This is a genomic window from Pantoea sp. Taur (assembly GCF_009830025.1).
Lineage (GTDB): Bacteria > Pseudomonadota > Gammaproteobacteria > Enterobacterales > Enterobacteriaceae > Pantoea > Pantoea communis.
This window is the reverse complement of sequence record NZ_SZZZ01000013.1, coordinates 140,287-154,392: the sequence shown is the minus strand read 5'-3', so window position 1 is coordinate 154,392 and position 14,106 is coordinate 140,287. Positions and strand designations below refer to the sequence as shown.

At 55.2% G+C, this 14,106-nt stretch carries 12 protein-coding genes; 4 read left to right on the top strand and 8 right to left on the bottom strand.

All coding sequences use genetic code 11. The features are described 5' to 3' along the window. Positions 1 to 135 precede the first annotated feature (135 nt). The 3 genes from FD744_RS17675 to FD744_RS17665 are packed head-to-tail and all read right to left on the bottom strand — an operon-like array spanning position 136 to position 2,968. A complete protein-coding gene (locus FD744_RS17675) occupies positions 136 to 1,422 on the bottom strand; it encodes a TRAP transporter large permease (RefSeq protein ID WP_034828425.1) in 1,287 nt (428 codons plus the stop codon). Between the two features lie 15 nt (positions 1,423 to 1,437). Continuing rightward, complete coding sequence (locus FD744_RS17670; protein ID WP_160868868.1) at positions 1,438 to 1,944, bottom strand: TRAP transporter small permease; 507 nt, start codon at positions 1,942 to 1,944, stop codon at positions 1,438 to 1,440. 49 nt (positions 1,945 to 1,993) lie between these two features. Further along, the gene (locus FD744_RS17665; protein ID WP_097118131.1) at positions 1,994 to 2,968 is read right to left on the bottom strand and encodes a TRAP transporter substrate-binding protein; all 975 of its coding nucleotides are present in this window, start codon (positions 2,966 to 2,968) and stop codon (positions 1,994 to 1,996) included. A 353-nt stretch (positions 2,969 to 3,321) separates the two neighbouring features. Between FD744_RS17665 and exbB the strand changes: the two genes are divergently transcribed. The 3 genes from exbB to FD744_RS17650 all read left to right on the top strand — a co-directional run bounded on the left by exbB (position 3,322) and on the right by FD744_RS17650 (position 5,982). Further along, entirely contained in the window at positions 3,322 to 4,050 is a 729-nt protein-coding gene (gene exbB / locus FD744_RS17660) for a tol-pal system-associated acyl-CoA thioesterase (protein WP_072017041.1), read from the top strand. A 5-nt stretch (positions 4,051 to 4,055) separates the two neighbouring features. Next, a complete protein-coding gene (gene exbD / locus FD744_RS17655; protein WP_160868867.1) occupies positions 4,056 to 4,478 on the top strand; it encodes a TonB system transport protein ExbD in 423 nt (140 codons plus the stop codon). 181 nt (positions 4,479 to 4,659) lie between these two features. After that, complete coding sequence (locus tag FD744_RS17650) at positions 4,660 to 5,982, top strand: MFS transporter (protein ID WP_034828434.1); 1,323 nt, start codon at positions 4,660 to 4,662, stop codon at positions 5,980 to 5,982. A gap of 163 nt (positions 5,983 to 6,145) precedes the next feature. Here FD744_RS17650 and FD744_RS17645 read toward each other — a convergent pair whose 3' ends face one another. From FD744_RS17645 to FD744_RS17625, 5 genes are read right to left on the bottom strand one after another with little or no spacing between them, the layout of a single operon-like run. After that, complete coding sequence (locus tag FD744_RS17645) at positions 6,146 to 7,111, bottom strand: spore coat protein U domain-containing protein (protein WP_160868866.1); 966 nt, start codon at positions 7,109 to 7,111, stop codon at positions 6,146 to 6,148. After that, complete coding sequence (locus FD744_RS17640) at positions 7,108 to 9,546, bottom strand: fimbria/pilus outer membrane usher protein (protein WP_202403559.1); 2,439 nt, start codon at positions 9,544 to 9,546, stop codon at positions 7,108 to 7,110. The genes FD744_RS17645 and FD744_RS17640 overlap by 4 nt, the downstream gene beginning before the upstream one ends. Next, on the bottom strand, positions 9,543 to 10,241 hold the full coding sequence (locus FD744_RS17635) for a molecular chaperone (protein ID WP_337023451.1): 699 nt from the start codon (positions 10,239 to 10,241) through the stop codon (positions 9,543 to 9,545). Before FD744_RS17635 ends, FD744_RS17640 begins: the two co-directional genes overlap by 4 nt. 25 nt (positions 10,242 to 10,266) lie before the next feature. Next, positions 10,267 to 10,782 carry a spore coat U domain-containing protein gene (locus FD744_RS17630; RefSeq protein WP_160868863.1) on the bottom strand — a complete coding sequence of 172 codons (516 nt, stop codon included), beginning with the start codon at positions 10,780 to 10,782 and terminating at the stop codon, positions 10,267 to 10,269. Between the two features lie 22 nt (positions 10,783 to 10,804). Continuing rightward, on the bottom strand, positions 10,805 to 11,374 hold the full coding sequence (locus FD744_RS17625) for a spore coat protein U domain-containing protein (protein WP_045814784.1): 570 nt from the start codon (positions 11,372 to 11,374) through the stop codon (positions 10,805 to 10,807). Between the two features lie 546 nt (positions 11,375 to 11,920). Here FD744_RS17625 and FD744_RS17620 point away from each other — a divergent pair. After that, positions 11,921 to 14,023 (top strand): bifunctional diguanylate cyclase/phosphodiesterase, encoded by a 2,103-nt coding sequence (locus FD744_RS17620; RefSeq protein ID WP_160868862.1) that lies wholly within the window; start codon positions 11,921 to 11,923, stop codon positions 14,021 to 14,023. Positions 14,024 to 14,106: the final 83 nt, after the last annotated feature.

Here is a 14,106-nt window from a genome sequence, read left to right as displayed (position 1 = left end):
CGAAGAGATCAGCGCTGGGTGGTGTGATGAGAAAGCTGGTGCATATCTGCTTCGGTGTGCTGATGAAACAGCAGAGATATGACGAGAATTACGCAGTAGCGGCTTGACGTGCAAGACGGTAGCTGCGATTTCGCGTTACATCACACCCATGACATGCGGCAGCCAGAGCGATAGCGCGGGCACGTAAGTGATCAGCATCAGGATGAAAAACAGCGTGACGTAGAAGGGCAGCATGGCCGTCACCACTTGCTCAATTTTCTGTTTACTGACGGCGCTGGCAACGAACAACACGGTACCGACCGGCGGGGTGATCAGACCGATACCCAGGTTGGTCATCATAATCATGCCAAAATGCACAGGATCGATGCCCAGACTGGTGGCAACGGGCAGCAAGACAGGGGTTAAAATCAGAATAATAGGGGCCATGTCCATCAAGGTGCCGATCACCAGCAGTAACACGTTGATGCACATAAGAATTACGTATTTGTTATCAGAGATGCTGGTGAAGGCATCGGTGATCATGGTCGGCAGTTGCATAAAGGTCATCACTGCGCCAAAGCCCGCCGCAAAGGCAATCAATACCATCACAATGGTGACGGTTTTGATGGTACGAAACACCAGAATATGCAGCTGATTCCATTTGAAATCGCGATAAATAAACATCGTGACAAAAAACGCCCACAGGCAGGCGATCGCAGCGGATTCCGAAGCGGTAAAAATGCCGGAAAGAATACCGCCCAAAATAATGACGATGGTAAACAGTCCCCAGAACGCATCGAAGAAGATTTTCACCGCCTGACGCAACGGAATGGCTTCGCCTTTGGGATAACCGCGCTTGCGTGCGAACGCCAGGCACATCACCATCAAACAGAATCCCAGCATCAACCCGGGGATAATACCCGCAACAAACAACGAGGATATGGTAACGACGCCACCGGTGGCCAGCGAGTAGATCACGGAGTTATGGCTGGGCGGCGTTAATACCGCCTGCACTGAACCGCTGGCGGTCACGGCGGCGGCGAAATCTCGCGGATAACCTTTTTGCTCCATTTGCGGGATCATCACCGATCCGATCGAGGCGGTATCGGCCACTGACGATCCTGAAATGGCGCCAAAAAATGTCGATGCCACGATATTCACCAACGACAAGCCCCCGCGGATAAAACCGACGAAGATATAGGCAAAGTTCACCAGGCGGCGGGCAATCCCTCCCTCGGCCATGATCGCCCCAGCCAAAATGAAGAACGGAATGGTGAGGAGTGAAAATTTGTTGACCCCGTTGGTGATCTGAATCACCACGGCTTCCAATGGCAAATCGATCCACCAGGCGCCAATAAAAGCGGCAAACCCCACGGCAAACGCCACCGGGAAGCCGACCAACAGCAGCAACACCAAACTACCAACCAGAATGAAAGCATCCATTTTAGTGCTCCGAATTTAGTGTGTGCCGCCCAGCGTCACTAGCGGACGCTGACTTTGATCGCCATTCAGTATTCGCTCGATCACAAACAGCAGCGTAAACAGCGCGCCGATAGGAATGGGCAGATACATTTCGCCATACGTCACAGCAGGCAAGGCCGCCAGCGGTTGAACCCACATGGCCTCACACAAGCTGTAGCTGGCCTGCAGCAGGATGAGACAGACCACGATCAGCAGCAGGTTGCACAGCCGTTGCGCCCATTTTTGCCCGGTTTCGGAAAGGCGATCGGTCACCATCGACACACAAATGTGTGTGCCTGCCCGCAATCCGACGGGCGCACCAATAAAGGTAAAGATGATCATGCAGACGATAGCGACCGGCTCCGGCCATGAGAGGGCACCATTTAGCACATAGCGCGCGAAAATACCGATGGGTATCACCGTGACCATGATCAACAGGGCTACCGCCGCGATGCCCATGCACAACAGATAGAGCCCATCCATCAAACGGGAATATGCATTCATGCTTCGTTACCTGAGCAAGGCGCCACGCGGTCGCGCGGCGCTGAGAGGGTTATTTCACATCCGCAATCTGTTTCATCAGATCCTGATAATTGCCGCCAAACTGGTCGCGCACCGGTTGCGTGGCTTTCATAAAGTAATCGCGGTTGGTGTCCTGGAATGTCACGCCGCCGGCTTTCATTTTCTCCACTGACTGGGCGGTGTAAGTGGCCCACAGCTGGCGCTCTTCATCCTGCGCTTCCTTGCCGAGTTTCTTCAGCAGCGCCTGATCTTCTGCGGAAAGCCGTCCCCACGAGGCTTTAGAGAACAGGATCATCTCCGGCTGAATAAAGTGGCCGCTCAGGGTGTAGTACTTCGCCACGGGCAGATAGTTGTGGGCGACAAACGTCGGTGGATTGTTCTCTGTGCCATCGACCACGCCAGTTTGCATGGCGCTAAACACTTCGCTGACGCCCATTGCCACAGGATTGGCACCCATCGCTTTCAGCGTGGCCAGTGAAATGGCACTGTTCTGCACGCGAATTTTCATCCCCTGCAAATCTTCGGGTTTGGTGATGGGTTTTTTGGTGATCATGTTGCGTGTGCCCGCGTCGGTCCAGCCGAGGAACACCATGCGCGTGCGGGGATCGTTATCGAATTTCTCGACAATCTGTTTGCCGACATCGCCATCCAGCACCTTGTGCATGTGGTCTTCATCGCGGAACACATAGGGCAGGGTTAGCACACTGGTTTCAGGGGCGATGGTGGTCACCGGGGCCAGTGAGACGCGAATCATATCAATCGCGCCAAGCTGAACCTGTTGCAGCGTTTGATCCTCATCGCCCAGCACGCCGCCAGCGTAAACCTTCAACTCTAATCGTCCTTGTGTCGCTTCTTTTAACTTATCGCCCATATGCTGCAGCGCGACCACGGTGGGATAACCGGCGGGCTGTACTTCCGCGACTTTTAGCACTTTGGCGTGAGCACCACTCGCCAGCAGCATAACCAGAGAAGAGATTGCAATCGTGAGTCGTTTTTTAGATGTCATTATTATTGCTCCAGCTTGATGATCATTAGCGGTGTCAGGCACACCACAATCGGGAAGGGCTGGCTCAGAATAGTGAAATTGCGCTGGCGAAAAAGTGGTCAAATGTTGATTGGATGAAATACATCACATTTTGAAACGATGTTTTAATAAATTTTCAGTTTAGGTCACATTTGTAAAACATCAGCCAGCGCATCCATAAAAACCACATAGATTATTGGAAATTGAAGCATTAATCGTTTGTAAATAGTAATGAGAACTACTATCACTTCGGTCAATTTTTTTGCTATGATCCGCGCTTCAATCGTGAACTGTGCAACAGAAGTTGGAGACGCAGCGTGGTAGCCAGTGATTTGATGCAAACGGACCTCTCCGTTTGGGGCATGTATCAGCATGCCGATATCGTGGTAAAAGTGGTGATGATTGGCCTGTTACTGGCCTCGGTTGTCACCTGGGCGATTTTCTTCGGCAAGTTTGCTGAGCTGAGCGGGGCGAAACGTCGCCTGAAACGCGAACAGCAGGCGCTGGGCGAAGCGCGTTCGCTTAATGATGCTTACCGCGCCGCTGAAAGCTTTAAAAGTAACAGCCACAGTGCGGTGTTGCTGAACGATGCGCAGAATGAGCTGGAACTCTCTGCAGGTACCGAAGACCTTGATGGCATTAAGGAACGTACCAGCTTCCGCCTTGATCGTCGCGTTGCGGCATTCAGCCGTCATGCCGGTCGCGGTAACGGCTTCCTCGCTACCATCGGTTCTGTTGCACCCTTCATCGGTCTGTTTGGTACCGTTTGGGGCATCATGAACAGCTTTATCGGTATCGCTAAAACCCAGACCACCAACCTCGCTGTTGTGGCGCCGGGCATCGCAGAAGCGTTGCTGGCGACCGCGATTGGTCTGGTTGCTGCTATCCCTGCTGTGGTTATCTACAACGTCTTCGCGCGAATGATTGCCAGCTACAAAGCCTCATTGGGTGATGTTGCGGCGCAGGTGATGCTGCTGCAGAGCCGCGATCTGGATCTCGGCAATGTGGACACCGCGAAAGAAGCGACCCGTCCGACGGCGGCACAGAAACTGCGCGTAGGATAAGTATTATGGCGATGCGTTTAAACGATGACTCGGTAGGCGATGGCGAAATGCATGAAATCAACGTGACGCCGTTTATCGACGTTATGCTGGTTCTGCTGATCATCTTTATGGTCGCCGCGCCATTAGCCACGGTGGATGTGCGTGTTAACCTGCCTGCCTCCACCAGCGCACCGCAGCCGCGTCCGGAAAAACCGGTTTATCTTTCTATTAAGGAAGATAAGCAGATCTATATCGGCAACGATGCGGTCACCAAAGAGACGCTGGTGAATGCGCTGACGGCGCAGACCGAAGGCAAGAAAGACACCACTATCTTCTTCCAGGCGGATAAGTCTGTGGATTATGAAACCCTGATGAGCGTGATGGATCAGTTACGTGAAGCGGGTTATTTGAAGATTGGTTTGATGGGCATGGAATCGGTGAAGAAGTAATTTCCCCGTCTGAACGCTCACAAGGGCCGCTATTGATAGCGGCCCTTTTTATTTGCTCCCGCCGTCAATGTTAATTTCTTGTTACTTTTGGTCTCACTTTTGTAAACTGCAATGGTGAAGCCGATCACATCTATTCCTGGCGCAACCCGCTACAACGGAAGAAAAACCCAGGAAGGACAATATGAGCGCGAGTCAATCTTTACAAAAGCCATCGCAAGGCGGGGCCAAAACCATCTTTAGCGTTACCAGCGGTAACTTTCTTGAGATGTACGATTTTATGGTGTTTGGCTATTACGCTACGGCGATCGCCAAAACCTTTTTCCCCGGAGATGATCCCTTTGCTTCATTGATGCTCACGCTGATGACCTTTGGTGCGGGCTTCCTGATGCGTCCACTTGGCGCGATTATTCTGGGTGCCTACATCGACCATCACGGACGCCGTAAAGGGCTGTTGCTGACATTGGGCTTGATGGCGTTGGGCACACTCACCATCGCCCTGGTTCCGGGCTATGCCACGCTGGGCGCTGCCGCGCCGATTCTGATCCTGCTGGGTCGTTTGCTGCAGGGCTTCTCTGCGGGCGTGGAGTTGGGCGGTGTGTCGGTTTATCTGTCTGAAGTGGCGCCAAAAGGACGCAAAGGATTCTATGTCAGCTGGCAGTCCGGCAGTCAGCAGGTCGCGGTGATCTTCGCTGCGCTGCTTGGCCTCGGTCTTAATCATCTGCTGGCGAAGGAAGCGGTCACCGAGTGGGGCTGGCGTATTCCGTTCGTTGTCGGTTGTATGATTGTGCCGTTCCTGTTCTGGATCCGTCGCATGCTGGAAGAAACCGAAGCGTTCAGCAAACGCAAACAACATCCTTCCATGGGACAGATCATGCGCTCGGTCGGTGAGAACTGGGCATTGGTGCTGGCGGGTATGCTGATGGTGGTGACCACCACGGTGATGTTCTACATGATCACCGCCTTCACCCCGACCTTCGGTAAAACCGTGCTGATGATGAGCGATGAGCAGAGTTTTATGGTGACGCTTTTTGTCGGTATCTCTAACCTGATTTGGTTGCCGGTCATGGGCTCGCTGTCGGATCGCATAGGACGTCGTCCGCTGCTGATCACCTTTACTATCCTGATGATTCTCACCACCTGGCCGGTGCTACACTGGCTGGTGGGATCGCCCACCTTTGCGCATCTGGTGGAAGCGGAATTGTGGTTATCGTTCCTGTATGCCAGCTATAACGGGGCGATGGTGGTTTATCTGGCGGAAATTATGCCGGCTGAAGTGCGCGCCACTGGTTTCTCTCTGGCGTACAGTCTGGCGACCGCGCTGTTTGGGGGATTCACGCCAGCGGTTTCAAGCTACCTGATCCATGCCACGGGCGATAAAGCGATGCCCGGCGTATGGTTGTCATTCGCGGCGGTGTGCGGATTGATCGGCACGCTGCTGATTGGTCGCATGGTGAAACAGTATCAGGCGCGCCATGGCGGCACGCCGGTAGGAGCTTCGCTGTAACGCCCTGGCTGACAACGGGCCTCATGTCAGCTCGTTAAGAAGCGATTCGAATAAAGCAGCCCCTTGTTGAAGGGGCTGCTTTTTTGTTTATGCAGATATGTGGGTATGGCGCAGTGAAACGCAATCATCGGGCCTACAAACGACATCGTCGACCATGTCCTGCCTAAAATGACAGATCCACCACCACGCTATCCGTATAACTCCCCGCCGCTGGCGTATTCTGCGTCGTCAGAATCTGCGCTGTATAGGTGAAGTTGCGCGTCACCAGATCCGCGTTCAGAGAGGTGGCGCTGGCGCTGCTCCAGCGGTCGGTGCCCGTCGGTCCCCAGCGCGTTGTGGTGGTGGTGCCTTTATAAATGTCATAAGCCAGCCGGTTGGTACCGCTCGCCATCTGGCGCGTGGTGCCGCTGTAGTAGCTGCCATTGCTCAACCCCACAGTGAAGGTGCTGCCTTTAGAACACACCACGTTGATGGTCTGCTGCACCGTGGAGAAACTTCCCACCAAGGGTGCGCTGCCAAAACTCACATTGGGCGCGGTGATGGTGGTGCAATCATTGGTCACAACCAGGTTAACGGTAATCGGCATCGCGGTGCCGGTACTGGTTTGCACCGTACCCACGCATAAACCTGCTACGTTCAACCCGGCACATACCGTATAGCTCACAGTGAGCGTAATCGTCGTCGTATAACTGCCTGCGGCAATCACCTGTCCAGGCACTGTGCGGAAATAGAGCGGGATATTGAAATTGAGCGTGCTGCCGAGTGTTAACAATGCCGATGAACTGTAAACGTGGTTAGACCCCTGTGTGAGTTCGCTGGCACAGGCGCTGTCGATACACATCTGAATCGGAATGCTGTCCGTGCCGGTGCTGGCGGTTTTCAACACGGCCCGCGTGCCGCTGAGATAGGTGGCGGTGGTAAAGGCGTAGGTGACATTATCGGTGCCTAACAACGAAAGCGTGCCCGTTCCACAGTTAACGTTGGTGATGCTGGAAGTGGCTTGCGCGGTAGACCCCACTGCAAAGGTGGTCACGGAGCCAAAGGTCGCCGTTGGGGCCGATAAACTACAAAGCGCATAGCTGGTGCCCGGCAAGATAAACAGCGCCAGCAGCAAAAGAAACTTTCTCATGGTGAAATTCCTGACTGTGAATTATTGGCCGTGCTGACCGCCGAACCCGGCGACGGCGGCGGCAGATCGCACGTCAGCGGACCGTAGGTCTCCAGCGCTTTTGGCTGGCCGTCCGCAATGGTCAGCGTGGTATCACAACTGCGCCCATCAGGCGTCACGACATGAATCGTGTTTTCAGCGCTCAGATTCTCCATCCAGACAATGCCATCCCATCCGATATATTCCGTACCCTGATTCGGGCGCAACACCTGGCTGGAGATCGGCAACGGTTGCCCCTGTTTATCCTGTAGCACCACGCTGGCGGCACGCAGGCGCTCCACTGGGAAGTTCAGCAGGTAACCACTTTTCCGTTTCACCGCAAAACGCTGTTCCACCTTGGGTGCGGTGCGATCGGCGGGTAAATCCAGGGTATCGATATCGTATTTTGCGCCGTAGTAACTGCTGATCGATGGCACCAGCAAATAGCCCTGATTATCGGTGCGTCCCATTGCCTGGTTTTCATAGCGCACCGTGACATCCGGGTAATCGGTTTTCACCACCACAAATGCATCATTGATGTCGTTGGCGGCAAACACGCGGTTATCCATCAGCACCAGCGAACCGGTGAAATCGGCCCACTGCGTGGTGTTATCGTTATCGCCGTAGAACCCGGCAGAGGTGTCGATTTTGTTATTGCGATAGCGCAGGCTTGCCTGGCGGTAATCACCGCTGTCGCCACCCTGATTGGCCCAGGCCGCATCATACGCAAAGCCACCATCGGTCGGCATGGCGCGTGACACGTAGAGGCGCTGATTGTTGTTGCCCTGTTGATCGCGCTCGTAGCTCACCGAAGCACTGCTCTGCTCGCCGAATGGGATTACCAGTGAGATAGCGCCGCTCCAGTCACCCTGTTCCTGATCGCGGCTGGCGGAGATATACAGGCTGCTGTTACCCCACAGGTTTTTACTCCAGGACAGGTTCCATAAACGGGTGCGATCGCCCGATCCGCCGGCAATATCAAAGTAGGCCAGCCCCAGACTGCCGTATTGATTGAGTGACACGCTGGCGGTGTACTGCGCACTGCGTCGCGCCAGTGAGTAGCTGGTGTTGGCGCTGTCGCCCCGGCTGCCGACCAGCGCCAGATTGCCGTAATCGGCGGTGCGTAACACATGCTGGGTGCCGAGGCTAAACCAGCTGTTGTTATATTGATAACCCCAGCTGTATTGCGTGCCGGGTTTACCTTCCATCTGACTTTGTGCCAGCGCACCATTGACCACGCCCCAGCTGCCGAGCTTCACCAATCCCCCAGCGCCGCCGGTGGCCACGCTGTTGCTGCCTTCAGCATGGCTCTCCAGCGTCAGCCAGTCGGTTAACCCATAACGATAAGAACCGCTGGCTGCTGCTGCGCCATAGTCAAAGTTCTCCAGTCCGTAGTTTTCACGAATAGCACCGGCCGAGAAGGAGTAGTCCGACAAACCCTGTCGCAGCAGGCTGCTGGAGACATAAAACGGCAGCGTGGTAGTGACCTGGCGCCCCACGGCATCGGTGGTGGTGATCACCGCATCGCCCGCGCCATTGACGAACGGCACATTGGTCAGCGACCACGGACCCGGCTGCACATTGGCTTGCGTGCTGCGATAACCGTTAATAAACAGATCGACGGAAGAGGGCACCGCGGCCTGGCCGGAGAACGCCGGTAGCGGGTAAGTGACCAAATCCGGTCGCACGCTGAAATCACGCGCAATCTGCACGCCACCCAGACGCACGCTGTTACTCCAGCTCAGCGCATCGGTGACCAGATCCCCGGCGCGCCAGCTAATTGCATCGTTCTCATCTTCATTGCTGAACCAGGTATCGTAGCGAATGTACCCCTCTTGCTGGCCGCTGACGCCACCTTCGAGCTGTTGGGTATACACGCCATTAGTGGAGAATTGCCCGACCGGACCAAATACGCGCAGCTCATTCCAGCTCGACAGGCGGGAACCGGCATTATCGGTACGCGTGGCGTAGAAGTCGTAATTGAGCAGCGCACCGTTACTGGCTCGCCCCGGATAGCGTGGACCGCGCTGATCTTTCCCGATCACCTGGCCGGGCAGCCAGGCGGGCGGAACGGTGAGCAATAGGCGCTGACGGCGCTCGTCATATTCTGCTTTCACCTCCGCAAGTTGATTCACATCGATTTGCTCGCCCTGGAGTTTCTCCGCAGGGATGCCGGCACGCTGTAAATCGCCACTGCGCAGCCAGAAGTCGCCGTTTTTACGCTCAACCGGCACGATATCGCCGCGCGCGTTCTGGTTCACCACTAACTCCAGCATGTATTGCTGCCCACTGGCATTATTCTCCAGCGCAGGGGGCGGTGGTAGCTCGGAAAAGGTCTCCGCGCTACTGATTTGAGGTAACAGGCATAGCACGCTAGCCACTGCCAACGTGCAGGGATGCAGCGAAAACGTCATCAACGCGCGGCCGCGCTGCTCCAGTGCCCTTTATTCACTTCTGCGGACAGCTCACCGCTCACGCTGCTGGTTAATGGCCAGCGGTTACTGCTGTTTGCCAGTACGTAACCAAACAGGCCATTGCCCAGGCGGCGACCACCGATGGTGACGTTACTCAGCCGCGCATGGCCATTGCCACGGTTGGTGAGTTCCAGCCAGCGTTTGCCACCACTGTCCACCTGTTGCCAGCTGAGTTGCGGCTTCGCACTGTCGCTGGTGACGCCGTTACCATAAACAAACAGCGGAACCGAATAGCGCATCTGGAAGGTTAATCCCGCCTGATTTTCGCCGGGCGTGCGTGGCGTAGGGATTTCATCCAGCACCACGCGGTAGGACATTTCGCGTCCCGCTTCCGGCGCGCCCTGCTTAATGAGTCGCACCAGTTGTTTCTGACCCGGTTCGAGGCGCACCATCGGCGGGCTGGCGACCACTTGCTGCTGAGTTTGATACTGTTCCTGACCGCCCACTTGCAGCCAGCTAAAGATGCGCACCTGCATCATGGTGGTGGCATTCCCACGGTTTTCCAGCCAAAGCTCACTGGCTTTATCATCGGGATTGATGGTGGGATCGATGGGCCAAATCATCAGCGAATTGGCAGCGTGGGCAGCAGGCATTAGTGCCATGATAAACAACAGTAACAGGGCGCGCAGGTTCATGATTATTCATCCTTCTTTATCACTTCCGTCACCAGCTAAGCGTAACGGTTAAGGTGTCGGTATAAGTGCCGGCGCGCGTGGGGCCGGGCAGCGTTAACAGGCCATAAATCGGCAAAGTAATGTTATTGGCGTTGCTGTAACTCAGCGCCACGGCGCTGTTCACCGGAATCGCCGTGGTGTGTGCCGCATTGGTATAGAGGTAATAGGGCACGGTATTGGTATTGCCCGAGACCTTGAGATTGCGGGTGGAGGTGTAGTTGGAGCCGCCATTAATGCTCATGCTGACGGCAGTGCCTGGCGTGCAGGCGAGAATGATGGTGGTGCTTTGCACATAGCTGGCGCTCACGCTGCTGGACGACACGCCAGATTGCGTACCGAAATTAAGCGTGCCAAAGACCCCGGTATTGGTACCGGAGACAACACAGCCTGCCACTACTGACGCAGAGACCTGAAAGGTTGCGGTAGGCAAACCCCAGGCAGAGACGCTCCCTATCAGCAGGGCCAGGCCGCCTGCACTGTGCGCCCAACGCTGCACCACGGCCACCCTGATTACTCCACTACTGACCTCAGTAGTTCACCGCAACGTTAATGGTATCGGTGTAAGTACCTGCCGGGATCAGTGGGTTAAACCCGCCGCCCACCACACGACCATAAATGGCGTAGTTAGTGCCTAAGGTCGGGTCCGTGGTGCCGCTGGCGGCAATGTTGGTGTTATTAGCGATGGCGGTGGTGAATGCCGCATCGCTATACAGGGTATAGGCAATGCCTTGGGTGTTATTGGAACCGAGGATCAGATAGCGCGGCTGTCCGCTGACGGTGCCGTAAATGGTCGCCGGTGCAGCATTACTGCTGGTGACCTGCACGTTAAATGTCTGGCCGGTGGTGCAGCGAACATAGATACCGTTGCCTGATGCGCCGACCAACGTGGCATTCAGGGTGTCAAAGGTTGCGGCGCTACTACCAAAGTTCAGGGTACCGAAGTTGACACCCGTGGTGGCAGACTGACCATTCACCAGGCAACCGGTGGTCAGGGTCAGGGTCGCATTAATGGTTCCCGTTGTGGTGGCGGCAAAAGCCGCATGAGGGGCGAGCACTACGCTCAGGCTGGACGCCAAAAGAAAAAGCTTGAGTTTCATAATCATTCCTTACTGATTATCCAAGGTCAGTGCTTTTTCACCTGGTGATTCATTTATGTAACGAATCCGAAGTCAAACAAGAGCCACGATCGGCTTTACCGCGTAAGTGCCCGACATCTAGGAATATTCTTAGATGGTGGGTTTATGATTTATATCAGTTTTCTTTACTATAGATCAGCAAATCAACACTGGGAGCGTTGCGCTTAGATTTTTCATTAATCAATTCACACTTTTCGCCGATAACGTAGTAATCGCAAGGTGTGACAACCGGTTAAAAAAACTAAACAGCGAGTGATTTAACCCTCTACCGCGATTAACCGTTCAATGCTATGTTCGTGCATTAATCAGATATTATTAATTTTTCTGACTGCGACTGAAGATGAAAAACCAAAAACATAGCGCGGTGTTTCCAGAATTGTCTGGATCGGCTCCCCCCTCTGCCTCACTGCGTGCGGTCATTACTCACCCTTAATCAATGTTTCGACCTTTTGATCATTTTTGACGATACAGCTCCTGCTCAGCAGCGGGCTGAGTTTAGGAGCGCACATGCTGCTAGTTACCTGGGATAGCGTTCTGGTCACGGTTTCACTGATCGTGGCCTTCATTGCTGCGTTTACCGCACTGGATACGGCCGGACGCGTTGCGGTCTCACGCGGTTGCCTGGCAAAAATGTGGCTGGTCGGCGGCGGCACCGCGATGGGCATTGGCATTTGGGCGATGCACTTTATCGGCATGCTGGCGATGATGATGCCGATGACCATGCGTTACGACATCACTCTCACCGCGCTTTCCCTGCTGGTGGCGATCCTCTCGTCCATCTTTGCCTTCGCCCAGGGTGTGCAGGGCAGCCATCTGACCCCGCGTCGGCTGATGAGTGGCACCCTGATACTCGGCAGCGGCGTGGTGGCGATGCATTACATCGGCATGAATGCCCTGATGATTGAACCGGCGATTCGCTGGGACATGCCATTGGTCGCGCTCTCCGTGGTGATTGCCTATGCCGCCTCGGGGGCGGCACTGTGGCTGGCGTTTCATCTGCGCCAGGGCGAGAGCGTGTGGATTATGCGTGTCTGTGCCGCGCTGGTGATGGGCATTGCCATCGCCGGGATGCACTACACCGGCATGGCGGCGGCGGAGTACAGCATGCCGAGCACCATGCAACAGCATCATGGCATCAGTGAGGATGGACTGGCGGTATGGGTGACCATTATCACGCTGTCCATTCTTGGCCTCACGCTGTTAGTTTCCATGCTGGATGCCCAGCTGCGCGCCGCGCGTCTGGCGGCCAAGCTCAAGCGTGCCAATAGCGAACTGCGCCAGCTGGCGATGCATGACAATCTCACCTCGCTCCCTAACCGCGTGTTATTGGAGCAGCAGCTGACGGCACAGATCAAGCAAGCCACTTTGCAGGATGAAAGCTTTGCGCTGATGTTTATGGATCTCGACGGCTTCAAAGCCGTCAACGATACCTGGGGCCATCACGTGGGCGATCGCCTGCTTATCGCGGTCGCCGAACGTCTGCGCGTGCAGCTGGGCGAGGGCGTGCTGCTGGCGCGACTGGGTGGCGATGAGTTTGTGCTGCTGTGTCCACAATACAATGATTTGCAAGCCTCGGCGCTGGCGCAGCAGCTGGTGAATGTGATTGATGCGCCGTTTGAACTGGATCGTTATTCACTGCGGGTGTCGTTGAGTATTGGCATCGTGGTGTTCCCGCAGCACGGTCGTAGCCAGCAGGAGATGATGTTCAACGCCGACTCCGCCATGTATCACACCAAACACAGCGGCCGAAACGGCTGGTGTCTGTTTGAACCGATGATGAGCGCCGTGGCACAGCATCAGCTGGCGCTGGCGAATGACCTGTGGAATGCGCTGGAATACCAGGAAATGTGCCTGTTCTATCAGCCAAAATTCCGCGCAGGCGGCACGGTGCTCATGGGCTTCGAAGCGCTGCTGCGCTGGCAACATCCGCGTCGCGGATTACTGATGCCGGATATGTTCCTGCCGCGTGCGGAGAAAACCGGGCAAATCGTGGCGCTGGGCAATTGGGTGATCAACGAAGCGTGCCGTCAGTTAAAACAGTGGCACGATGAAGGCAACCGCGACTGGAGCGTGTCAGTTAACCTTTCGGCGTTGCAATTCCATCAGCGCGATCTCATCGACAGCTTACGTCATGCACTGCTGCGCTATCAGCTGCCGGAGGGGGCGCTGATGCTGGAGATTACCGAGAATATCGCGATGCGCGACCCGCAGTTCAGCCAGCAGCGCATTGCAGAATTGCATCAGCTCGGCGTGAAAGTGGCGATCGATAACTTCGGTATCGGCTATGCCAATTTACTGCATCTGAAACATCTGGAAGCCACCGAACTGAAAATCGACCGCGCCTTTATTAACAGCCTGCGTGCCGACAGCGAGGACGCCACCGTCGTGAGCGCGATGCTGACACTGGCACAAAGTCTCAATCTGCGCATGGTGGCCGAAGGGGTAGAAACCGAAGAACAGCAGCGTCTGCTGACCGGGCTCGGTTTTGACACGCTGCAGGGCTATCTGCTGGGCAAGCCAACACCGGCGGAGCGTATCGGTGAATTTACCGCTGTGTTTAATGCACCGCCACTGTTTGCTGAGCACCCGCTGCCCTTAACCAGCGCCTGATAAATCATTTTTATTTTCTTCCGCATCGGAAGGTTTCATCGTTCAAAGACTCAAATCGGCAGTGTTCCTGCCGATAAAACACA